We start from the raw sequence: 22,259 nt of genomic DNA, 5'->3' as shown, positions 1-22,259 counted from the left end.
CTTGCAGGGTTGTGCCCGGCGGATGCGGGGCGGGTCAGTGCTCTTCCGCCAGCGACAGCTGGATGTACACGGCGGCGAGGAAGGTGAAGACATAGGCCTGCAGCACAGCGACCAGGATCTCGAAGACGGTGAAGGCGGCGCCGAAGGCGAAGGTGCCGATACCGAGCAGGCCGAGGAGGTTGCCGTCGGTGAACAGCACCGTGAGCAGGAAGAAGTGGGTCGCCGAGAAGCACAGCACGAGCAGCAGGTGGCCGGCCACCATGTTCATGAGAAGTCGCAACACGAGCGTGACCGGCCGGAGCACGAACGTCGAGATGAACTCGATGGGCGTCACGATCACGTAGAGCGGCCACGGCACACCCGCCGGGAACAACGCGTTCTTGAAGTACTTGATGCCGAACTTCTTGATGCCCGCGTAGATGAACATCACGTAGGAGACGATCGCGAGCACGAGCGCGGTACCGATGACCGAGGTGCCCGCGATGTTGAAGAACGGCACGGTTCCCGTGAGGTTCAAACCCAGGATGAGCAGGAACATGGCCATCAGCGGCGCCATGAACCGCTTGCCGTCTTTCTCGCCGAGGGTCTCGATCACGATGTTGTTGCGGATGAAGCCGAGGATGAACTCGTTGGCGACCTGACCACGCGACGGGACGATCCGCATCCGGCGGGTGGCGATGAGAAGCCAGACGATCAGCAGCACCGTGATGACGATGCGGATGAGCATGATGCGGTTGAGCTCGAAGGGCGTGCCTTCGAAGAGGATCGCCGGGGGAAGAACTCACCCAGCGACGGTCCGTGGAAGCCTCCGCTGCCATGGTCGTCGTCGATGAGAGCCATGGGGGTGAGGGCGGATGCTAGCAGCGCTGACTCCAAGATCGGGGCGTGCGACCACGCGGCGAGTGAATGGGGTTGCCCTCAGCCTATCAGGGCCGAGGGGCGGGTCAGGACGTCCTTACCCGGCACTTTCGTCGTCGGGCAGCGTGACGTCGATCGGTGTTCGGGCCTTCACGAACGCGAAGCCGTCGACGATGAGCGAGCCCAAGACGGCGGCGATGACCGTGAAGAAGAACACCCACGCATCCAGCCACGGCTGATCGCGCAACCAGTACATGAAGAGGAAGAACACGATGAGCTTGACCAGCCACACCGCGAGCACGACCCCGTAGAACAACGGGCTGTTCGGATCGTCGGTGGTGAGCCGCCGCCCGAGCAGCATGCTGCCTGCGGTGAGGGCGAGGAACGCGAAGGCGAGCACCGAGCCGAGCAGGCCGCCCCAGAGGCCGGGCGTGCCGCCCACGAGGAGGCCCACTCCCCGGCGACGATCGCGAGAGCCGCCGCGAAGATGGCACCCCAGCGCAGCGCGGTGACGAGGATCGGGTTGTGGGCAGGGGCGCTCATGCGGAGCCCTCCTTCTTCTGAAGTAGGTCGAGAGCGGCAGCGGCGGCGCTGTCGCTCGGTTCGGCATCCGGTTCGGATGCGGCGTCGAGCGGGTCGAAACGCGCGACGACGGCGGCCTCGGCGGCATCCGCGTCCATGCTCTGCGCGACCGACTCGATGGCCTTGCGCCGGCTGAGCGGGGCGAGCGTCACGATCGTGCAGACCACGAGGCCGAGAACGGTCGCGAGCGCGGCCCACCAGGTGTCGATGAACAGGAACAGGAGCATGCCGATCGAGGCCGCGCCGGTCCATGCGTACAGGATCAGCACGGCGTGCAGGTGCGAGTGGCCCATGTCGAGCAGCCGGTGGTGCAGGTGCTTGCGGTCGGCGGTGAAGGGCGACTTGCCCGCGCGCAGGCGGCGGATGATGGCCAAGCCGAAGTCGAGCAGCGGCACCACGAGGATCGCGAACGGCAGCAGCAATGGGATGAGGGCCGGGAAGAGCTGACGGGCGCTGCCGACGGTCTCCTCCAAGCGGTTGGGGTCGATCTGGCCTGTCACGGCGATCGTCGAGGCGGCCATCAGCAACCCCACGAGCAGCGCGCCGGCGTCACCCATGAAGAGACGGGCGGGATGCCAATTCAGTGGCAGGAACCCGACGCACGCACCGATGAGCACGGCCGAGATGAGTTGCGCGAGGTTGAAGTAGTCGCTCTGGCCGGTGGGTCCGGACGAGATCGCGAACACGTACACCGAGAACACGCCGTTCGCGATGATCGCGACGCCCGAGACCAGACCGTCGAGCCCGTCGATGAAGTTGATGGCGTTCATCACGAGCACGATGACGATCACGGTGATGACGAGCGACTGCCACGGCGCGAGCGTCACAATGACCGACCGCGATCCGTCTCCGGCGCCGAACAGCTTCGGCAGCGGGAAGGACAGGAACTGGATGCCGCTCCAGGCAAGCAGGGCCGCCGCGAGCAGCTGCCCCGCGAGCTTGGTGAGCCAGTCGAGGTCCCAGATGTCGTCGGCGACACCGATCAGCACGATCATGAGCGCCGACCCCAGCAGGCCCCAGATGTGCGCGGGCTGCGAGTAGACGATCGCGAGCGGCGGAAGGAACGAGCCGACCGCGAACGCGACCACGACCCCGAGGAACATCGCGACGCCGCCGAGCCGAGGTGTGGGACGGGTGTGCACGTCGCGCGCCCGGATCTTCGGGTAGAGCCGGAACCGCGTCGAGAGTTTCCAGATGATGAGCGAGAACGAGAAGGAGACCAGCCCGGCGATGCCGGCGGTCACGATGTAGAAGATCAGGCGCATCGATCGGCTCCGACGACGCGCACGATCTCGGCGTCGGGGATCACCCCGTGGCGCACGATGCGCAGCTTGCCGTCCGGATGCTCGAGGTTCGTCGCGTCGACGATCGTCGACCCCGTGTGCGCGGCGGCATCCGGGTACGCGCCTCCGGCGGTTCCGGCCTCGAGATAGACGGCGACGCTCTCGCCGAGCATCGCTTCGGCGTCGGCCGCCGTCAGCGCGGCGGGCTCCCCGTGCGGTTGGCGCTCGATACGGCGAGTGGGCCGGTCTCGGCGAGCAGTTCGAGGGCGATCGGATCGGACGGCATGCGCAAAGCGACGGTGCCGCGCGTCTCCCCGAGATCCCAATCGAGCATGGCGCGCGCACGGAGGATCACGGTGAGACCCCCGGCCAGAACTCGGCCACGAGAGCCCGCACCTCATCCGGGACCGGGTCGGCGAGCGCATCGAGCGTCGGGGCGCCCGGCACGAGCACGGGGGCGGCGCCGTGCGGTCGCGCCCCTTGGCATCGAGCAGGCGCTGCACGGCCTCGGGCGAGAACGCATCCGCCGCGATACCGTACACCGTGTCGGTGGGGATGACGACGAGCTCGCCGCGCCCGATGGCGCCGCGGGCGAGGCGCATCCCGGTGAGAAGTTGTTCGGGGACGCCGGTGTCGTAGATCGCCATGGCCCTCCCATCCTAGGAGCGTCGAGCCGAGAGACGGCTCACCGCGCTTTCACCGCGTCATCGGGGAGGATGGAGGGATATGAGTCTGCTCTTCCTCTTCGACATGGACGACGTCCTCTACGACTACGACTGGCGTGCCCGCATGGCCGGTCTCACCGAGCTCACGGGGCACGACCTCGCCGAGCTGCGGCGCCGCTGGTGGCACGCGGGCGGAGAGGGGGCGGCCGAGGCGGGCGGCTTCGCGGACGGCGCGGCCTACCGCGCGGCGCAGAACGCCGCCCTGGAGCGGGAGATCGCGCTCGAGGATTGGGTGGCGAACCGACGCTCGGCGATGCGCGCCCGCCCGGACGCGATCGAGGCGGTGCGGCGGGCGGCGCAACTCGGACAGGTGAGCCTGCTCACCAACAACGGCCCGTTGCTGGAGGAGAACCTCGCGGAGATCGCGCCCGAGATCGCCCCGCTGTTCGGCGAGCACCTCTACACGACGAGCCGCTACGGGGCGCGGAAGCCCGATCCGGTGGTGTTCGAGCGCGTGTTGGAGCACTATGGCGCGAGTGCCGCCGACACCTTCTTCGTCGACGACCTGCCCGAGAACGTCGCGGCCGCGGCATCCTCGGCATCACGACCTACCGCTACGGCACGGCCGAGGGACTGCTCGCGGCGATCGAGGAGTTCGCCGAGGTGCGCGCGGCGGCCTAGCTCAGCGCACGGCCGTCGTCACCCGGTCGCGACCGAGCAGATCGCGGTGCGTCGCCACGGCGCGCCAGCTATCGGAGGTGAGCAGGTCGCGCATCGCGGCGCCCTGCAGCTCGCCATGTTCGATCACGAGCGCTCCCCGGGCCTCAGCAGCGCACGGGCGCGACGCGACAGGGCGCGCACGACGTCGAGTCCATCCGGGCCGCCGTAGAGCGCGGCCGCGGGATCGTGCAACCGCACCTCGACATCGCGCGGGATGGCCTCGTCGGGGATGTAGGGCGGGTTGGAGGCCACGACGTCGACCGTGCCGTCGAGTTCGGGCAGGGCGTCGGCGAGGTCACCGAGCACGAGGCGGATGTTGTCGGCACCCGACGCTCGTACGTTGCGTTCCGCCCAGACGTGGGCCTCGGGCGACCGCTCGACGGCGACGACCTGCGCATGCGGCACCTCCGTCGCCAGAGCGAGGGCGATCGCGCCGCTGCCGGTGCCGAGGTCGACGGCGAGTGGCTGAGCCGTCGGCACCGCGAGCAGGGCGTCGATGGCGAGCTGCGCGACGAACTCGGTCTCGGGACGCGGCACGAAGACCCCGGGGCCCACCGCGAGCTCGAGCGAGCGGAACGGCGCGAGCCCCGTGATGTGCTGCAGCGGCTCACGGGCGGCGCGACGCTCGAGGGCGGTGAGGAACGCGGCACGCTCCCTCTCCGCCACTGTCGCGCCCGTGACGGCCCGGGCCTGCAGCTGCCCCCTGCTCACCCCGAGCGCGTGCGCGAGCAGCAGCTCGGCATCCACCTCGGGCGTCGGCACGCCGGCGTCGGCGAGCGTGTTGATGCCGAGGGCACGGAGCTCGACGATGGTGGGGTGCGGAGACGTGTCGCGCGGGGCGCGGCTTCCTCAGCCACCTTCGGTACCGAGGGCGGCGAGGCGCGCCTCTTCGTCCATCTGGATGCACGAGTCGAGGATCGGCTGCAGGGCGCCGTTCATCACCTGGTCGAGGTTGTAGGCCTTGTAGCCCGTGCGGTGGTCGGCGATCCGGTTCTCGGGGAAGTTGTAGGTGCGGATGCGTTCGGAGCGGTCCATGGAGCGGATCTGGCTGCGACGCTGGTCGGATGCAGCGGCATCCCGCTCCTCCTGCTGCCGGGCGAGCAGACGCGCGCGCAGCACGCGCATACCGGCCTCCCGGTTCTGCAGCTGCGACTTCTCGTTCTGCATCGACACGACGATGCCCGTGGGCACGTGGGTGATGCGCACGGCGGAATCGGTCGTGTTGACCGACTGGCCGCCCGGACCCGACGAGCGGTACACGTCGATCTTCAGATCGTTCGGGTCGATCTGCACCTCTTCGGGCGCGTCGACCTCGGGGAACACGAGCACGCCCGTCGTGGAGGTGTGGATGCGGCCCTGCGACTCAGTCGCCGGCACGCGCTGCACGCGGTGCACGCCGCCCTCGTACTTGAGGCTCGCCCACACGCCGTCGGCGGGATCGGTGGCGTTCGACTTGATGGCCACCTGAACGTCCTTGTACCCCCGAGGTCGGACTCGTTGCGCTCGAGCAACTCGGTCTTCCACCCGCGGGACTCCGCATAGTGCAGGTACATGCGCAGCAGATCCGCGGCGAACAGGGCGGATTCCTCGCCGCCCTCGCCGCCCTTGATCTCCATGATCACGTCACGGCCATCATCCGGATCGCGCGGGATGAGCAGGCGGCGCAGCTTCTCCTCGGCCGCGTGCTCGGCATCCTCGAGGGCGGGAACCTCCTCGGCGAAGGCGTCGTCCTCGCGCGCGAGCTCACGCGCCGCCGAGGCGTCGGACTGCGCCTGCTGCCACGCGGTATGCGCCGCGACGATCTGGCTCAGCTCGGCGTAGCGCCGGTTGACCTTCTTCGCGCGCGCCGCATCCGCGTGGATCGCAGGATCCGCGAGCTGCTGCTGGAGCTGCTCGTGCTCGGCCAGCAGCGACTGGACCGACTCGAACACCGATCAGCCCTTGTGGGCCGCGTGACCGTTGCCGTTCCCCGTGCCGCTCGGCAGCGACTGCTGGATCTGCACGAGGAACTCGACGTTCGAGCCCGTCTCCTTGAGCTTGGAGAGCACGACCTCGAGCTGCTGCTGCAGTTCGAGACCGGCGAGGGCACGACGCAGGCGCCAGGTGATCTTGACCTCCTCGGGCGAGAGCAGCTCCTCTTCGCGTCGGGTGCTCGAGGCGTAGATGTCGACGGCCGGGAAGATGCGCTTGTCGGCGAGGGCACGCGAGAGCCGGAGCTCCATGTTGCCGGTGCCCTTGAACTCCTCGAAGATCACCTCGTCCATCTTCGATCCGGTCTCGACGAGCGCGGTCGCGAGGATCGTCAGCGAGCCGCCGCCCTCGATGTTGCGCGCGGCGCCGAAGAAGCGCTTCGGCGGGTAGAGCGCGGATGCGTCCACGCCACCCGAGAGGATGCGTCCGGATGCCGGAGAGGCGAGGTTGTACGCGCGGCCGAGACGCGTGATCGAATCGAGCAGCACGACGACGTCGTTGCCGAGCTCGACGAGGCGCTTGGCGCGCTCGATGGCGAGCTCCGCGACCGTCGTGTGGTCTTCGGCGGGACGATCGAAGGTCGACGCGATGACCTCGCCCTTGACCGAGCGCTGCATGTCGGTGACCTCTTCGGGCCGCTCGTCCACGAGCACCACCATGATGTGCACCTCGGGGTTGTTCTCGGCGATCGCCTTGGCGATGGCCTGGAGGATGAGCGTCTTGCCGGCCTTGGGCGGCGCGACGATGAGGCCGCGCTGACCCTTGCCGATGGGCGCGATGAGGTCGATGATGCGCGTCGAGAGCTTCTCGGGCGTCGTCTCGAGGCGCAGCCGCTCGTTCGGGTAGATCGGGGTCAGCTTGCCGAAGTCGACGCGGCCCGCGGCCTCGTCGACGCTCTGCCCGTTGACGGAGTCGATCTTGACGATCGCGTTGTACTTCTGGCGTCCGCCGCCCGAATCGCCGTCGCGCGGCTGACGGATCGCGCCGACGACCGCGTCGCCCTTGCGCAGGTTGTACTTCTTGACCTGGCCGAGCGACACGTAGACGTCGGAGGGGCCGGGCAGGTAGCCGGTGGTGCGCACGAACGCGTAGTTGTCGAGCACGTCGAGGATGCCGGCGATCGGGATGAGCACGTCGTCGTCGGAGATCTCCGGCTCGAGCTCGTCGAGGTTGCCACCGCGGCGGTTCCGGTTGCGGTCACGGTTGCGCCCACGACGCCCCTCGCCCTGCTCCTGGTTGCCCTGCTGGCCGCCCTGCTGCTGGCCGCCCTGCTGCTGGCCGCCCTGCTGCTGACCAGCCTGGCCCTCGGCGTCGCCGCCGTCCTGCTGCTGGCCGTTCTGCTGCTGGCCGTTCTGACCGCCACGGCCACCCCGGCGGTTGCGGTTGCGACGACCGGACTGCTGTGTCTCGCCGTCGGTCTCGGCTTCGCCCTCCTTCTCGGCGGCGGGCACGAGCTTGTCGAGCTCGAGACCGAGCTCGGCCTGTGCGGCGTGCTGTGCGGCGCTGCGACGCTGCTGCGGCTGCTCGGGGGTCTCCGCAACCGGGAGCGCGGCGGCGATGGCGGCGGCATCCGCGGAGGGAACGCTTGCACGGCGCGATCCGCGGCGGCCGCGAGCGGGCTGCTCGGCGGCGGGCTCGGGGGCAGCGGGCTGCTCCGTCGCAGGCTGCTCACCTGCCGGCTGCTCGACCTCGCGCTGCTCGGGCTCCGGCTGCTCAGGTGCGGGTTCGGAGCTCGGCTGCTCGGCGGGCGCGGCATCGGCCGCCTCGGCCGCAGCGGTCTGCTCGCCCGCAGGCTGCTCGCTGACAGGCTGCTCGCTGGCGGGCGCGTCGACCGCATCGGTCACGGCGTCGCCGTCGGTGGCAGGAAGTTCGGAGAGAGTGTCCACGAGAGCTCCTTTACGCATCTGGGAAACGCCGCTGATACCGCGCGCGCTCGCGAGAGCCTGAAGCTCCGGAAGGCGCAGACGGCTGAGAGCGGCGCGGTCCCCCACGGCGTCGGTGGGGATGGTGGTGTCGGTCACGACTGGATCGTCCTTTCGCCCCGGGCACAGAACTTCCCGGGCTGGAGGCACCGCGCGATGCGGTTCGGGTTGCATGAGATGCGGGAAACCGCAAGCGGCGAGTGCCAGTGGAATGCACCCTCGCGGCAGCTATGCTGCGGCGTCGTCTGAGTGCAGCACCACTGTAGCACCCCGGAAGTCGACGGCGAGCATCAGGCACTCCCACGTCGATTCGGCGTGCTGCTCGATGAGCTCGGCCGCACGCAGCCGTTGCCCGGGGTCGGAACCCAGCACGAGGATCGACGGCCCGGCGCCCGAGACGACCGCCGCGAGCCCATCGGCACGCAGCAGGTGGATGAGGGCATCCGTCTCTGGCATCGCGCTCGCGCGGTAGCTCTGGTGCAGCTTGTCCTCGGTCGCGGCGAGCAGCAGCTCGGGGCTCTGCACGAGCGCCGCGATGAGCAGCGCCGAGCGCGAGACGTTGAAGATCGCATCCTCGTGGGGCACCGATTCGGGCTGGAGGCTGCGGGCGAGCGCCGTCGACATCGTGCGCTCGTGCGGAACCGCCACGAGCGGGCTGACGCCGCGGTGCACGATGAGCTTCTTGAAGCGCGGTCCGTCGGGCGTGACCCAGGTGATGGTGAGCCCGCCGAACAGGGCAGGCGCGACATTGTCGGGGTGGCCCTCGAGGTCGGTGGCGAGGGCGAGCAGACGGTCGGCGTCGAACTCGACGACACCCTCGAGCAGGCCCTTCGCCGCCATGATCCCCGAGACGATCGCGGCGCCCGAGGAACCCATCCCCCGACCGTGCGGGATGGTGTTGTGCGCCACGAGGTCGAGCCCGGGCAACTCCTGCCCGACGGCGGCGAAGGCATGGGCGATGGAGCGCACGACGAGGTTGGTCTCGTCGGTGGGCACCTCGCCCTCACCGACGCCGATCACGCGCACGGTTGCGCCCGGCTGCTCGCGCACGGTCACCTGCAGTTCGTCGTAGACCGCGAGCGCCATGCCGAGCGTGTCGAAGCCCGGGCCCAGGTTGGCCGTCGTCGCCGGCACCCGCACCGTGACCGTGCGGCCGAGGAGGCTCATGCAGACGCCGTCGCTGACGCTTGCGCACGCAGGCCGAGCACCTCGGCGACCTCGGCCACGTCGACGTCGACGCTCGTGGGCGCCACATCCGAGCCGTCGGCGGCCTTGAGCGCCCAGTTCGGGTCCTTGAGCCCGTGCCCGGTGACCGTGAGCACCACGCGCGCGCCGCGAGGCAGCACGCCCGCCTCGGCACGCTCGAGCAGTCCGGCGACGCTCGCCGCCGACGCGGGCTCGACGAAGATGCCGACCTCGCTCGAGAGGATGCGGTGCGCCTCGAGGATCTTGGCGTCGCTGATCGCGCCGAAGTATCCGTCGGTCTCGTCGCGCGCGGTGAGGGCGAGCTCCCACGATGCGGGATTGCCGATGCGGATCGCGGAGGCGATGGTATCGGGGTCGCGCACGATCTCACCGCGCACGATCGGAGCCGATCCTCGGCCTGGAACCCGAACATCCGCGGACGCTTCGTGCTCGCGCCGCGCACGGCCTCTTCCTGGTAGCCGCGCGCGTAGGCGGTGTAGTTGCCGGCGTTGCCGACCGGGATGAAGTGGAAGTCGGGCGCGTCGCCCAGCACCTCGATGACCTCGAAGGCCGCAGTCTTCTGGCCCTCGATGCGGTCGTTGTTCACGGAGTTCACGAGATGCACGGGGTAGTTCGCGGCGAGATCGCGCGCGATGTCGAGACAGTCGTCGAAATTGCCGCGTACCTGCAGCAGCTCCGCGCCGTGCGCGATGGCCTGCGCGAGCTTGCCCATCGCGATCTTGCCCTCGGGCACGAGCACCGCAGCCGTGATGCCGGCGTGGGTGGCATAGGCGGCCGCCGAGGCGGAGGTGTTGCCGGTCGAGGCGCAGATGATCGCCTTCGCGCCGTGCTCGACGGCCTTCGAGACGGCCATCGTCATGCCGCGGTCCTTGAAGGAACCCGTCGGGTTCATGCCCTCGAACTTGACCCACACCTCGGTGCCCGTGCGCGCGGAGAGTGCGGCGGCGGGGATGAGCGGCGTACCGCCCTCGCCGAGCGTGATGACGGGTGTCGCATCCGACACGTCGAGGCGATCTGCGTATTCGCGCAGCACGCCGCGCCACTGGTGAGCCATGTTCTCCTACTGTCCTTCGACCCGGAGCACGCTCTCGACCCGCGCGACGACGGGACTTTCGGCGAGTGCGGCGACCGTCGCGGCGAGCGCGGCCTCCGTCGCCCGGTGCGTGCCGATGACCAGCGTAGCGCCGGGTGTATTCGCCTCGTGACCGTCGGGGTCAACGTTCGTCACGGATTGCTGCACTGCCTCGACCGAGACGCCGTGCTCCGAGAACAGCGTCGCGATGCGCGCGAGCACGCCTGGGCGATCGAGCACGCTCAACCGGATCTGGTAGCGCGTCGTCACAGAGCTGATCGGCAGGATCGGCAGATCGGCGTGCGTCGACTCCGCCACACCCGGGCCGCCCACGACGTGTCGGCGTGCCGCCGAGACGAGGTCGCCGAGCACCGCGGATGCCGTCTGGAGCCCGCCGGCGCCTGCGCCGTAGAACATGAGGCTGCCCGCGGCTTCGGCCTCGACGAACACGGCGTTGTTGGCGCCGTGCACGGCCGCGAGCGGGTGGCTCACGGGGATGAGGGCGGGGTGCACGCGCGCCGAGACGCCGTCCTCCCCCGTGACCGGGTCGACGAGGCGCTCGCACACCGCGAGCAGCTTGACGACGAAGCCGCTCTTCTGGGCGGCGACGACCTGCTCGCGGGTGATGCCCGTGATCCCCTCGCGGTGCACCGCGTCGACGGGCACCGTGGTGTGGAACGACAGGCTCGCCAGGATCGCGGCCTTCTGCGCGGCGTCGAAGCCCTCGATGTCGGCCGTCGGATCGGCTTCGGCGTAGCCGAGCTCGGTCGCGACCGCGAGCGCCTCCTCGAGGGTGTCTCCGCCCTGGTCCATGCGGTCGAGGATGTAGTTCGTGGTGCCGTTGACGATGCCCAGGATGCGCACCACGCGGTCGCCCGCGAGGCTGTCGCGCAGAGGGCGGATGATCGGGATCGCGCCCCCACGGCGGCTTCGTAGTAGAGCTGGGCGCCGACCTGCTCGGCGATCGCGAACAGCTCGGGACCGTGGGTCGCCAGCAGCGCCTTGTTGGCGGTGATGACATCCGCTCCCGAGGTGAGGGCGAGCTCGAGATACTCGCGCGCCGGCTCGATGCCCCCCATGAGCTCGATCACGATGTCGGAGCCGAGGATGAGCGAACGCGCGTCGGTCGTGAGCAGTTCGCTCGGGATCTCGGCGGTACGCGGGGCGTCGAGGTCGCGCACCGCGACGCCGACGAGTTCGAGCCCCGCACCGACCCGACTCGCGAGTTCCTCGCCGTGGCGCAGCAGCAGGGATGCGACCTGGGCGCCGACGGAGCCGGCCCCGAGAAGCGCGACGCGGAGGTTTCTATATTCGATCATCTGTGTGGTTCAACGTTCCCGGTCGAGGATGGAGTCGACATCGATGTCCTCGGCGGCCGAGGAGTAGCCCGCGTCGCGACGCAGCAGGTCGTGCTCGTTCTCCCGGCGCACGAGCACATGGCTGCCGCCGTCGCGCACGGCGACGACAGCAGGGCGGCCGAGGTAGTTGTAGTTGCTCGAGAGCGACCAGCAGTAGGCGCCCGTGGCCGCCACCGCCACGAGGTCGCCCGGCTGCACGTCGCCGGGCAGGTAGTCGTCGCGCACCACGATGTCACCCGACTCGCAGTGCTTGCCCGCGATGCGCACGAGGGCGGCATCCGCATCCGAGGCACGGTTGGCGATGCGCACGGTGTAGTCGGCGTGGTACAGGGCGGTGCGCAGGTTGTCGCTCATGCCGCCATCGACGCTCACGTAGCGGCGCACGGCGCGATCGTCGACCGTGACGTCCTTGACCGTGCCGACCTCGTAGAGCGTTACGCCTGCGGGGCCGATGATGGCCCGGCCCGGCTCGATCGCGACGGTCGGCACCGGGATGCCGAGGCGCGCGCACTCGCTGCTCACGACCTCCGCGAGCTCGGTCGCGAGCTGCTCGATGGGGGTCACCTCGTCGACGCTCGTGTAGGCGATGCCGAAGCCGCCGCCGAGGTTGAGCTCGGGGATCTCGCCACCCTCGAGCAGTTCCGCGTGCAGCGCGAGCAGACGGCGTGCCGCCTCCGCGAACCCGGCAGAGTCGAAGATCTGCGAGCCGATGTGCGAATGCAGCCCGAGGAAGCGCAGGTTCGCGTGCGAGCGGATCGCCGCGACGGCCGCGGACGCGTCGGAGACGGGGATGCCGAACTTCTGGTCTTCGCGCGCGGTCGCGAGGTACTCGTGGGTCGAGGCGTGCACGCCGCTGTTGATCCGCAGCCGGACGTTCTGCACGCGCCCGTACCGCTCGGCGGCGCGCGCGACACGGTCGATCTCGACGACGCTGTCGAGAACAATCGCGCCCACACCGAACTCGACCGCACGGTCGATCTCGGTGAGGCTCTTGTTGTTGCCGTGCAGGCCCACCCGACGCGGGTCGACCCCCGCGAGCTCCACGACGGCGAGCTCTCCCCCGCTGCACACGTCGATGTTGAGCCCGAGCTCGGTCATCCATCTGGCGACCTCGATCGTGAGGAACGCCTTGCCTGCGTAGTAGACGGCGGCCTGCACACCGAGGGGCGTGAAGGCATCCGTGAACGCCTCGCGGATGCGGGTGGCGCGATCGCGCACCTCCTGCTCGTCGACGATGTAGAGCGGGGTTCCGTAGGCGGCATGCAGTGCGGTCGCGGGCACACCCCCGAAACTCAGCGCGCCGGAGTCGGCGCGGTCGGCGGATGCGGGCCAGACGCCCGGCGCGAGCGCGTTGGCGTCGACGGGGGCCTCAGCCACTCGGGGGCGAGGGGATTGGCGGTCATGCGAACCTCACGGGCACGTCGGAACGAAGAGTGAGGCGAGCGAACCCGGCTTGGTCCCTGAAGCCACCTCGATCTTAGCGGAGGTGCCGGACCGCATCCGACTCACGCGGAGCAGACGCCTCGCTGCTGGAAAGCGTCGCCCCCGAGCGGCACACCCGAGGCGTCGAGCGTCGCGACGAGCTCGGACCCTCCGGCCTGAAGGCTCGTCAGGGTGAGCGCGGCAGGCAGGCGATCGGCGATGCAGACGCGACGCTGCTGCAGGATGGCGTCGGCGAGACCCCCGAACAGCGGGTTGGCGCGCAACTGCTCGGCCGTGAAGGTGTCGGCACCGATCCGCACGCTCGTGGGGTCGACCGCGAGATCCCCGTCGACGATCGAGGGGTGAGTCCGAGGCCGAACTCGAGCGTCGCGCCGAAGATCACGGCACTGCCGCCGGCCACCACCTCCGATCCGTCGACGTGCACGTCGTCGACCGTCGCCCCCGCGACCTCGGGCGCGAGAGCCGACAGGGCCTCCTCGGGGATCGCGTAGCGTCCGCGCAGCTCCCGCGTCGCCGCCCCGGGGTCGAGCGGCACACCCTCCGCGACGATCGTCAGATCCCCCGTGAGCGGTCCCAGCGTGAGGTCGTCGACGGTGACATCGACGCGATCGAGTCCGCCGGCGAGCGCCTGCAACAGCACCGATCCCCCGCCGATCCGCACCTCCACGGATGCGTCGTCGGGCACGTCGAGCGCAGAGCTGAGCTCCTGCGCGATGACCCTCTCGGCGATGCCCCGCACGAGCACGTCCGCCGCGACGGCGGCAGCCGCCAGCAGCACCACGAGGATCACCAGCACCCACGGCCACGCGCGTCGCCGCCGCCGCGGGGCGAGCTCGACGGGCGATGCCGCGGTGGCGCTCATGTCACATCCGTTCGGGGGCCGAGACGCCGAGCAGGCCGAGGCCGTTGCGCAGCACCTGCCCCGTCGCGTCGTTGAGGGTGAGGCGGGCGCGGTGCACGGCCTCGATCGGTTCGTCGCCGAGCGGGATGACGCGGCATGAGCCGTACCAGCGGTGATACGAGCCGGCGAGCTCCTCGAGGTAGCGCGCGATCCGGTGCGGTTCGCGCAACTCGACCGCCTGCAGGGTGATGCGGGGGAACTCGGCGAGCGCGCCGAGCAGCTCGCTCTCGGTCTCGTGCGCGAGCAGTGACGGGTCGAAGCCCTCCCGGGTGACCCCGCCGCTGCGGCGTTGCGGTCGACGGCGCGCGTGCGCGACTGGGCGTACTGCACATAGAAGACCGGGTTGTCGTTCGTCTTCTTGGTGAGCAGGTCGAGGTCGATGTCGATGTTGGAGTCGATCGAACTGCGCACGAGCGCGTAGCGGGCCGCATCCACGCCGACGGCGTCGACGAGGTCCTCCATCGTGACGACGGTGCCCGCTCGCTTCGACATCCGCAACGGTTCGCCGTCTTTCAGCAGATTGACGAGCTGGCCGATGAGGATCTCGTGGTTGACGTAGGGAACATCCCCGAACGCCGCCGTCATCGCCATGAGGCGCTTGACGTACCCGTGGTGATCCGCGCCCAGCATGATGAGGCAGCGCTCGAAACCGCGCTCGCGCTTGTCGAGGTAGTAGGCGAGGTCGCCCGAGATGTAGGCGGGCTCGCCGTCGGACTTGATGACGACCCGATCCTTGTCGTCGCCGAAGTCGGTCGTGCGCAGCCAGGTGGCGCCGTCGGCCTCGTAGATGTGGCCGAGCTCGCGCAGGCGCGCGACGGCGCGCTCCACGGCACCCGAGTCGTGCAACGAGTTCTCGTGGAAGTACACGTCGAAGTCGACGCCGAAGTCGTGCAGGCTCGCCTTGATCTCCCCGAACATCTGGGCGACGCCGAGCTCGCGGAACACCTCCTGCTGCTCGGCACGCGGCAGCGCGTCGAGATCCCCGGGTAGTCGGCCTCGACGCGCGCCGCGATGTCGAGGATGTAGCTGCCGCCGTAGCCGTCGTCCGGAGCCGGCTCACCGCGGTGCGCCGCGACGAGACTGCGCGCGAAGCGGTCGATCTGGGCGCCGTGGTCGTTGAAGTAGTACTCGCGCGTGACGAGGCCGCCCTGCGCCTCCATGAGCCGGGCCAGGCTGTCGCCGACCGCAGCCCAGCGGGTGCCGCCGATGTGGATGGGGCCGGTGGGGTTCGCCGAGACGAACTCGAGGTTGATGCGCACGCCCTCGTAGAGCGTGCCGCGGCCGTAGCTCTCACCGAGCTCGAGAATGCGCGAGGCCAGCGCGCCCGCGGCCGCCGCGTCGAGGCGGATGTTGAGGAAGCCCGGTCCGGCGACCTCGGCGCCCGCGATGCCGTCGATCTCGGCGAGGGACGCCGCGAGCGCATCGGCGAGTTCCCGCGGCGGCACGCCGAGGCGCTTGCCGAGCTTGAGGGCCGCGTTGGACGCCCAGTCGCCGTGGTCCCGATTGCGGGGGCGTTCGAGGGTGACGTCCTCGGGAGCGATGGTGTCGGGATCTGCGCCGCGCTCGGCGGCCGCCCGGCGCACGTGGTCGAGCAGGACGGCGGCGAGTTCGGCGGGATTCACGAGGTTCGATCCTAGCCGCCCCGCCCGTCGCGCCGGCCCGGACCACGTGGCAGGTCAGAATGGAGGCATGCCCCGCGCCGCCGCTCTCGTGACCTCCGCATCCGCTCTGCTTGTGGCATCCGTGCTGTTGGCCGGGTGCACGACGCCGGAACCTGCTCCGACGCGCAGCGCGACGCCGAGCGAGAGTTCGTCGCCGACGCCGAGTCCCGAGCCCTCCGAGACCGCCGCGGCGCCGAGCTCGACCCCCGTGGATGTGCCGTGCACCTCGCTGGTCTCGCTGCAGGCGATGTACGACTACAACCCGAACTTCAGCCTGCTCGGCTCGTGGACGCCGGATGCCGGCACGCCCGCCGCCGAGGCGGACGCCGCGCAGGGGGTCGTCTGCCGCTGGCAGAACGGCACGAGCGGCGAGACGATCGACATCTCGGTCGCCTCGTTCGACCGCGACACACTCGAGGCGAAGGCGAACGCCACGAACGGCTCGAGCACGATGGTGCCCACCTACGGCTCCGACGAGGCCTACTTCGCGGTGACGGGCGGCGTCGGTGAGGCCGTCGTGTTCCATGGCGCGTATTGGGTCGTCGTGCGTTCGGTGGCGTTCTTCGAGCCGGGGGACGCCGAGCCGATCGTCGCCTCCGTGCTCGCGGCGCTGTAGCCGCGCGGGCGACGTCGCGTGCGTCGGGCGGCGATCCGCAACTGATAACCTGAGTGCCTCGCCCTCGTAGCTCAGTGGATAGAGCGCTTCCCTCCGGAGGAAGAAGTCGCACGTTCGAATCGTGTCGAGGGCACGACATGCGAAAGCCCCGCACTTGTGCGGGGCTTTCGCATGTCTAGACCCTTCTACACCGGGGTCCCCGCCGCCGGTTCCGGCGCGCGGCACCGCCGCGTGACGGCCGTGCGGTGGGGCGCGAGGGCACGACCCGCCACACTGGATGCCATGCGGATCGTCGTGGCCCCCGACTCGTTCACGGGGTCGAGCACGGCCGCGGCCGCCGCATCCGCGATCGCCGCGGGCTGGCTCGAGGTGCGCCCGGGCGACGAGGTGCTCGAGCTGCCGCAGGCCGACGGCGGCGTCGGCACGCTCGAGGTGGTCGCGCGAGCGGTGCCGGATGCCGTGCTCCGCACCGCAGGATCGGTCACCGGAGCGGATGGTCGCCCGGCGCGCGCCCGCTGGCTCGCCCTTCCCGACGGCCGCGCGCTCGTGGAGCTCGCCGACTGCGTAGGGCTCGTTCACATGGCCGCGCCGGATCCTCTCGGTGCATCCACGCGAGGGCTCGGCGAGTTGCTCGCGCGCGTGCTCGACGCCGGTGCGGAGCGGATCGTGATCGGGCTCGGCGGCTCCGGCTCGACCGACGGCGGCACGGGCGCCCTCGCGGCACTCGGCGCCCGTTTCCTCGATGCAGACGGGCATCCACTCCGCGACGGCGGCGGCGCACTCGCGATCCTGGCGAGCATCGAGCTGAGCGGCCTGCGCCCTCCTCCGGCCGAGCTGACCCTGTGGTGCGACGTCGACGCACCGCTCACCGGACCGCGCGGGGCGGCATCCGTGTTCGGACCGCAGAAGGGTGCGACGCCCGACGACGTGCACGCGCTCGACGCGGCTCTCGTCCGCCTGGCCACGGTGCTCGGCGGCGAGCCCGACGCGCCGGGCGCGGGCGCCGCCGGCGGTACCGCCTACGGGTTGCGCACCGCGTGGGGGCGAGCCTCGCATCCGGTTCCGACGCAATCGCGCGCCTCACCGGGCTCGAGGCGGCGATCGCATCCGCCGACCTCGTCATCACGGGTGAGGGCCGCGTCGACGCGAGTTCGGCGGGCGGCAAGGTCGTGAGCGCGGTGCTCCGCCGTGCGGATGCCGTGGGCACGCCCGTCGCCCTCGTCGCCGGATCGTTCGCCGACGGAACGGATGACCGCGGCGCGGCCGTCTCGCTCAGTCGTCTCGCCGGCACGGCATCAGTCGCGATGTCCGACCCGGCGCGCTGGCTCACCGAGGCCGGGCGCGCGCTCGCGCGCGACGCTCAGCCCTAGCAACACCGGACTGCCCGCAAAAGATCCCCCCAACGCCGCTCGGTGGGCCAGAATCGTGCCAGTTGGTCGCTATGGCGGGTGGGAATCGACCAACTGGCACGATTCTGTGGCCACACCAACGTTCGGGGCGTGCTCGGCGTCTGAAGAGATAGAGGGGAGGATTCCGTGGCACAGGCTTCGTGGGAACGCGTCGTGACGGAACTCGTCGCCGAGCGCGGCGACGCCCTGCTGCGCTACGCGATCCTGCTCACCGGGAGCGCCGACGATGCGGCCGACCTCGTGCAGGACGCCCTCGTGCGCACCTTCGGACGCCTGCGCAACGGCTTCACGGTGGCGAGCGCGGAGTCCTACGTGCGGCGCGCGATCCTCAACGCCTCCCTCGATCGCGGCCGACGAGTGAGCCGCTGGCGCAAGGTCGCCCCGACTCAGTACGTGCCCGACGAACTGCCCGCCACCGACGAGGCGACGGGCCTGCGCCTGGATCTGCACGAGGAACTGCGCAAGCTCGCTCCGCGTGAGCGCGCCTGCCTCGTGCTGCGCTACTACGACGACCTCAAGGTCGATGACATCGCCGCGACGCTCGGTATCAGCTCCGGCGCGGTCAAGCGGTACCTGAGCGATGGCCTTGCGAAGATGGCGATCGCTCTCGCTGACGACGGCACCGTCGCCGACCGCTTGGGGCCGGGTGGTGCGCGGCCCGGCACCGGCACGACACCGTTGCGGCCGGCCACCCGCGCCATCCGCTCCACGTCCGACGCGAAGGAGGGCGACCGTGCCCACCGAGGATGAACTGCGCAAGCTACTGCGGCGCGAGCAGGGCGCCGAGCCGCGTCTCGACGCTGACGTCGTCATCCGCCGCGCGCGTGCCCGGCGACGCCCGAAGCGGATCGCCGCGGGCGCGCTCGGCGGGCTGGCCGCGGTGGCGCTCGTCGTGCCCGTGGCCGTCGGCCTGGGAGCGCAGGGCCCGGGCTCGCTGAGCGCGGGCGATGAGGCCGGGTCGCTCGCGGCGGGCGCCGACAGCGCCGAGCAGGACGACCGCGTGCTCCAGCAGGATCTGCCCGCGAGCTGCCAGCCTCCTCCACCAAGGCGATCCGGCACCGGCCGGCGTCACCCTGACGCTCACCCAGGAGGCGTCGGGTGGAGCGATCGTGCTCACGCTCGTGAACGGCAGCGCCGATCCGCTCACCGGCACCCTGCCGAGCGCTCCCGCGGTGTTGCTCGCCCGCGACGGGGTGATCGTCGGCACCGCCCGCACGGAACTCGAGCTCTCCGCCCTCGACCTCGTCGCGGGCCAGCAGACCTCCGTCAGCCTTCCCTTCCAGGCGGTCGACTGCACCGGCGCACCGCTCGAGGCCGGCAGCTATGACGCGGATGCCGTGTTCGCGATCCAGGGCGACGATGGCGCGATGATCGTCATCGAGTCGGGATTCGCCCCGGTCGTGGTCGCCGCCGCGCAATAGGATCCGTACGGGCGTGGACGCGCCACACGATCCGGGAGGGCCTATGACCTTCGTCGTCGTTCCCCAATGGCAGGGCTCGCCCTCGAGCAGGGCCATGCGGCTCGCGGAGGGCGCCGAGGCGATCCGCAGCGACCTGCCCAGTTCCTCGACGCGGCTCGTCGAGGTGCCTCTCGAGGCGGGCGACGCACAGGGCTCGGGCATCGCGCGACTGAGTTCGCTGCGCGCCGTGCGGGAGCGGATGTCGCACGAGCTCGGCACGGCCAACTCCCCCGCGATCGTCATCGGCGGGGACTGCGCCGTGTCGGCGGCGGCGATCGCGCACGTCGCGACCGACGATCTCGCCGTCGTCTGGTTCGACGCGCATCCCGACCTCAACACGCCGAGCACCTCGCCCTCGGGCGCCTTCGCGGGCATGGTGCTCGCCTCCCTTGTCGAAGACGGCACCGTGGATGCCACGCGCGTCGTGGTCGCAGGCGCCCGCGAGTGGGACGCGCCCGAGGTGGATTTCGCCGCCGAGAAGGGCGTGACCTCGCTCACGGTCGCGCAGCTCGCGGATGCGGAAGCCGTTGCCGAGGCGGTGGCCGCGACCGGCGCGCGCCGTGTCTACGTGCACATCGACCTCGACGTGCTCGATCCGCCCGAGTTCCTCGGTCTGCTCGAACCGATCCCGTTCGGCGTGGGCACCTCGCAGCTCGTCGCGGTCGTCAAAGCCCTCGTCGCGCGACTCCCGCTCGCGGGCGCGACGATCGCGTCGTTCGCTCCGGAGTCGGCCGCGTCCGCGGTCGATGATGCGCCGACGATCCTGCGGCTCATCGCGGCGCTCCGCGGCTGACGCCCGTCTCCTCCCCTCCCCGCCGGCGCGACCCGGGCCTACGCTCGATCCATGAACGCGCGCGAAGTCGACGTCGTAGTGATCGGTGCGGGCGCGGTGGGCGAGAACGTCGCCGACCGCACGGTGCAGGGCGGGCTCGAGACCGTCATCGTGGAAGAGGAGCTCGTCGGCGGCGAGTGCTCGTACTGGGCCTGCATGCCCTCGAAGGCTCTGCTGCGCCCCGGCGCAGCGGTGCGGGCCGCGCAGGCCGTGGGCGGAGCGGCGGAGGCCGTCACCGGCGAGATCGACGCGCAGGCCGTCTTCCGCCGGCGCGACCGCATCACGCACGACCGCTCCGATGATTCGCAGGTCGAGTGGCTCGACGGCGCCGGCATCGCTTTGCTGCGCGGCCACGCGCGCTTCACCGGACCGAGGCGCCTGACCGTCACGGCATCCGACGGCACCGTGACCGAGCTCGTCGCGCGCCACGCGGTCGCGGTCTGCACGGGCTCCGTGCCGGTGCTGCCCGACGTGCCGGGCCTCGCCGAACTCGAGCCGTGGACCACCCGGGATGCGACGAGCGCCTCCGAGGTGCCCGCGACACTCGCGGTGCTCGGTGGCGGCGTCGCGGGCTGCGAGCTCGCGACCGCGTACGCGAACCTGGGCAGCCGGGTGACCCTCATCGCGCGACACGGCCTGCTCGGGGGCATGGAGCCGTTCGCATCCGAACTCGTGCGGGAGTCGCTCGAGGCGACGGGCGTGCGGGTGATGACCGATACCGACGTCGTGCAGGCGCACCGTGCCGAGCAGAATGCCGTGCTCACCCTCGGTGACGGCGGGCGCGTGCTCGCCGAGCGCGTGCTCGTGGCCACGGGCCGCGTGGGTCGCACACACGATCTCGGGCTCGAGGAGCTGGGGCTCGTCGCGGGCACCGGGATCGACGTCGACGACACCATGCGGGTGCCGGGGAGCGACTGGCTGTACGCCGTGGGAGACGTCAACGGGCGGGTGAAGCTCACGCACCAGGGCAAGTACCAGGCGCGCGCAGCGGGCGATGCGATCGCGGCGCGCGCGGCCGGCCGCCCGGTCGACGACGCACCGTGGGGTGCCCACGTCGCGACCGCCGACCACAGCGCTGTGCCGCAGGTTACCTTCACCGACCCGGAGATCGCATCCGTGGGTCTCACCGCCTCGGCCGCCGAGCAAGCGGGGCTGCGCACCCGGGTGCTCGACTACGACCTGTCGTGGCTCGCCGGCGCGACGGTGTACGCCGACGACTACCGGGGGCAGGCACGGGCGGTGATCGACCTCGATCGCAACGTGCTCGTCGGCGCGACCTTCGCGGGCCCGGATGTCGGCGAGCTGCTGCAGGCGGCCACGATCGCGATCGTCGGCGAGGTGAGCATCGACCGCCTCTGGCACGCCGTTCCCGCTTACCCGACGGTCAACGAGGTGTGGTTGCGCTGGCTCGAGGCGCTGGGACGCCCGGGCTCGCAGACGGAGTCGCCCGAGTGACCGTACCGGCGCGCCCCGACCCGGTGCGTCCCGCGCATCCGAATCGGCTCGAGCGAGCGGCCGCGGGCCTCGTGCGCGCGGTGTCCGCCGCGCCGGGCGTGCGTCGCGTGCTGCTGTGGCCGGTGATCGCGCGACCCGGGTACTGGTTCGCGACGGGCTGCGCGTTCGTGTGGGGAACCATGCTGCTCGGACGGCACCGCTCGAGCCATGGTCTGCACGTCATCCATCGCCTGCCACGTTGGGCTTTCGGACGCGGGGGCACGACCATCGGCGCGGTGTACCTCACACGGGACGCGGCATCCGATCCCGTGCTCGAACACGAGGCCGTGCACCGCGAGCAGTGGCGGCGGTACGGTCTCGCGATGCCGCTGCTCTATCTCGCGGCGGGGTCGGAGGCGCGCACCAACCGCTTCGAGGTCGAGGCGGGGTTGGAGAAGGGGGCTACCTGCGCTGAGCGGGCGGCTCAGTCGCTCGTGAGAGCGTGAGCGGCGCGATCGCCCGACGTCCAGGCATACACCTGGTGCTCGCGTTCCGCTTCGATCGGCAGCATCTCGGCGAGCCAGGCGTCGACGGCCGCTCGCATGCTCTGCCCCCGGTCGCGGCACAACCAGGTGACGCACACCCGCCCGGGTGCGGCGAAGGCGCGGATGCCGGATGCGTCGCCCACCTCGAGGAAGATGCGGCCGCGCGCCTTGGCGGGCAGCGTGGCGGCGATCGTCTCTGCGATCGCGATGTCGTCGTCGACCGCGCCCAGCAGCACCGAGTCACCCTCGGAGGGGTGCCACGAGATGGAGGCGGAGAGGACGTCGGAGAGCAGCATCGAGTTCAGTATAGGTCAGGCTTAC

General features: G+C 70.8%; 13 protein-coding genes, 1 tRNA gene and 10 pseudogenes. 9 read left to right on the top strand and 15 right to left on the bottom strand.

What is annotated here, in order from left to right:
- Positions 1-34: 34 nt before the first annotated feature.
- From atpB to QQK29_RS12785, 4 genes and pseudogenes are all read right to left on the bottom strand, one after another.
- Positions 35-727, bottom strand: coding sequence for a F0F1 ATP synthase subunit A (gene atpB / locus QQK29_RS12800; RefSeq protein WP_284300800.1), 693 nt, complete (start codon positions 725-727; stop codon positions 35-37).
- 228 nt (positions 728-955) lie between these two features.
- Positions 956-1,312, bottom strand: coding sequence for a Cg1360 family ATP-synthase-associated protein (locus tag QQK29_RS12795; protein WP_284300798.1), 357 nt, complete (start codon positions 1,310-1,312; stop codon positions 956-958).
- 85 nt (positions 1,313-1,397) lie between these two features.
- A complete protein-coding gene (locus QQK29_RS12790) occupies positions 1,398-2,699 on the bottom strand; it encodes an MraY family glycosyltransferase (protein ID WP_431308796.1) in 1,302 nt (433 codons plus the stop codon).
- Positions 2,696-3,370, bottom strand: a pseudogene (locus tag QQK29_RS12785) (L-threonylcarbamoyladenylate synthase). Before QQK29_RS12785 ends, QQK29_RS12790 begins: the two are co-directional and overlap by 4 nt.
- Positions 3,371-3,449: 79 nt before the next feature.
- Between QQK29_RS12785 and QQK29_RS18090 the strand changes: the two are divergent.
- Positions 3,450-3,923: pseudogene (locus QQK29_RS18090) on the top strand (HAD family hydrolase); the annotation flags it as partial.
- Positions 3,924-4,070: 147 nt separating this feature from the next.
- Here the strand turns inward: QQK29_RS18090 and prmC are convergent.
- From prmC to argS, 9 genes and pseudogenes are all read right to left on the bottom strand, one after another.
- Positions 4,071-4,918, bottom strand: a pseudogene (gene prmC, locus QQK29_RS12775) (peptide chain release factor N(5)-glutamine methyltransferase).
- A gap of 39 nt (positions 4,919-4,957) precedes the next feature.
- A pseudogene (gene prfA, locus QQK29_RS12770) lies at positions 4,958-6,039 on the bottom strand (peptide chain release factor 1).
- Positions 6,040-6,042: 3 nt separating this feature from the next.
- A complete protein-coding gene (gene rho, locus QQK29_RS12765) occupies positions 6,043-8,175 on the bottom strand; it encodes a transcription termination factor Rho (RefSeq protein ID WP_431308697.1) in 2,133 nt (710 codons plus the stop codon).
- Positions 8,176-8,229: 54 nt separating this feature from the next.
- Complete coding sequence (gene thrB / locus QQK29_RS12760; RefSeq protein WP_284300792.1) at positions 8,230-9,168, bottom strand: homoserine kinase; 939 nt, start codon at positions 9,166-9,168, stop codon at positions 8,230-8,232.
- Positions 9,165-10,261: pseudogene (gene thrC, locus QQK29_RS12755) on the bottom strand (threonine synthase). The gene thrB and the pseudogene thrC overlap by 4 nt, the downstream one beginning before the upstream one ends.
- Before the next feature lie 6 nt (positions 10,262-10,267).
- Positions 10,268-11,598 (bottom strand): annotated as a pseudogene (locus QQK29_RS12750) (homoserine dehydrogenase).
- Positions 11,599-11,607: 9 nt separating this feature from the next.
- Positions 11,608-13,040 (bottom strand): annotated as a pseudogene (gene lysA, locus QQK29_RS12745) (diaminopimelate decarboxylase).
- Positions 13,041-13,246: 206 nt separating this feature from the next.
- Positions 13,247-13,822, bottom strand: a pseudogene (locus QQK29_RS12740) (LmeA family phospholipid-binding protein); the annotation flags it as partial.
- A gap of 121 nt (positions 13,823-13,943) precedes the next feature.
- Positions 13,944-15,603 (bottom strand): annotated as a pseudogene (gene argS / locus QQK29_RS12735) (arginine--tRNA ligase).
- A 67-nt stretch (positions 15,604-15,670) separates the two neighbouring features.
- On the opposite strand from argS, the gene QQK29_RS12730 reads away from it, so the two are divergent.
- The 4 genes and pseudogenes from QQK29_RS12730 to QQK29_RS12715 all read left to right on the top strand — a co-directional run bounded on the left by QQK29_RS12730 (position 15,671) and on the right by QQK29_RS12715 (position 18,417).
- A complete protein-coding gene (locus QQK29_RS12730; protein ID WP_284300789.1) occupies positions 15,671-16,258 on the top strand; it encodes an arginyl-tRNA synthetase in 588 nt (195 codons plus the stop codon).
- Positions 16,259-16,318: 60 nt separating this feature from the next.
- A tRNA-Arg gene (locus tag QQK29_RS12725) sits at positions 16,319-16,391 on the top strand.
- Positions 16,392-16,429: 38 nt separating this feature from the next.
- Positions 16,430-17,628, top strand: a pseudogene (locus QQK29_RS12720) (glycerate kinase).
- 165 nt (positions 17,629-17,793) lie between these two features.
- A complete protein-coding gene (locus QQK29_RS12715) occupies positions 17,794-18,417 on the top strand; it encodes a SigE family RNA polymerase sigma factor (protein ID WP_284300787.1) in 624 nt (207 codons plus the stop codon).
- Positions 18,418-18,427: 10 nt separating this feature from the next.
- Here QQK29_RS12715 and QQK29_RS12710 read toward each other — a convergent pair whose 3' ends face one another.
- Positions 18,428-18,784, bottom strand: a complete 357-nt coding sequence (locus tag QQK29_RS12710; RefSeq protein ID WP_284300785.1) for a hypothetical protein — start codon at positions 18,782-18,784, stop codon at positions 18,428-18,430.
- Here QQK29_RS12710 and QQK29_RS12705 point away from each other — a divergent pair.
- Genes QQK29_RS12705 through QQK29_RS12690 form a run of 4 tightly spaced genes read left to right on the top strand, consistent with a single transcriptional unit; the run spans position 18,777 to position 21,899 of the window.
- Complete coding sequence (locus QQK29_RS12705; protein WP_284300783.1) at positions 18,777-19,088, top strand: hypothetical protein; 312 nt, start codon at positions 18,777-18,779, stop codon at positions 19,086-19,088. The two genes, QQK29_RS12710 and QQK29_RS12705, sit on opposite strands and share 8 nt — an antisense overlap.
- 43 nt (positions 19,089-19,131) lie before the next feature.
- The gene (locus QQK29_RS12700) at positions 19,132-19,920 is read left to right on the top strand and encodes an arginase family protein (protein ID WP_284300782.1); all 789 of its coding nucleotides are present in this window, start codon (positions 19,132-19,134) and stop codon (positions 19,918-19,920) included.
- Between the two features lie 51 nt (positions 19,921-19,971).
- Entirely contained in the window at positions 19,972-21,414 is a 1,443-nt protein-coding gene (locus QQK29_RS12695) for a dihydrolipoyl dehydrogenase family protein (RefSeq protein WP_284300780.1), read from the top strand.
- A complete protein-coding gene (locus QQK29_RS12690; protein WP_284300778.1) occupies positions 21,411-21,899 on the top strand; it encodes a hypothetical protein in 489 nt (162 codons plus the stop codon). The genes QQK29_RS12695 and QQK29_RS12690 overlap by 4 nt, the downstream gene beginning before the upstream one ends.
- On the opposite strand, the gene QQK29_RS12685 is transcribed toward QQK29_RS12690, so the two are convergent.
- Positions 21,878-22,234, bottom strand: a complete 357-nt coding sequence (locus QQK29_RS12685; protein WP_284300776.1) for an SIP domain-containing protein — start codon at positions 22,232-22,234, stop codon at positions 21,878-21,880. The two genes, QQK29_RS12690 and QQK29_RS12685, sit on opposite strands and share 22 nt — an antisense overlap.
- Positions 22,235-22,259: the final 25 nt, after the last annotated feature.

It is taken from the genome of Homoserinibacter gongjuensis, from assembly GCF_030161875.1.
Classification (GTDB): domain Bacteria; phylum Actinomycetota; class Actinomycetes; order Actinomycetales; family Microbacteriaceae; genus Homoserinibacter; species Homoserinibacter gongjuensis.
Note: the sequence above shows the minus strand (reverse complement) of the source record. Positions and strands in the feature narration are given on the sequence as shown.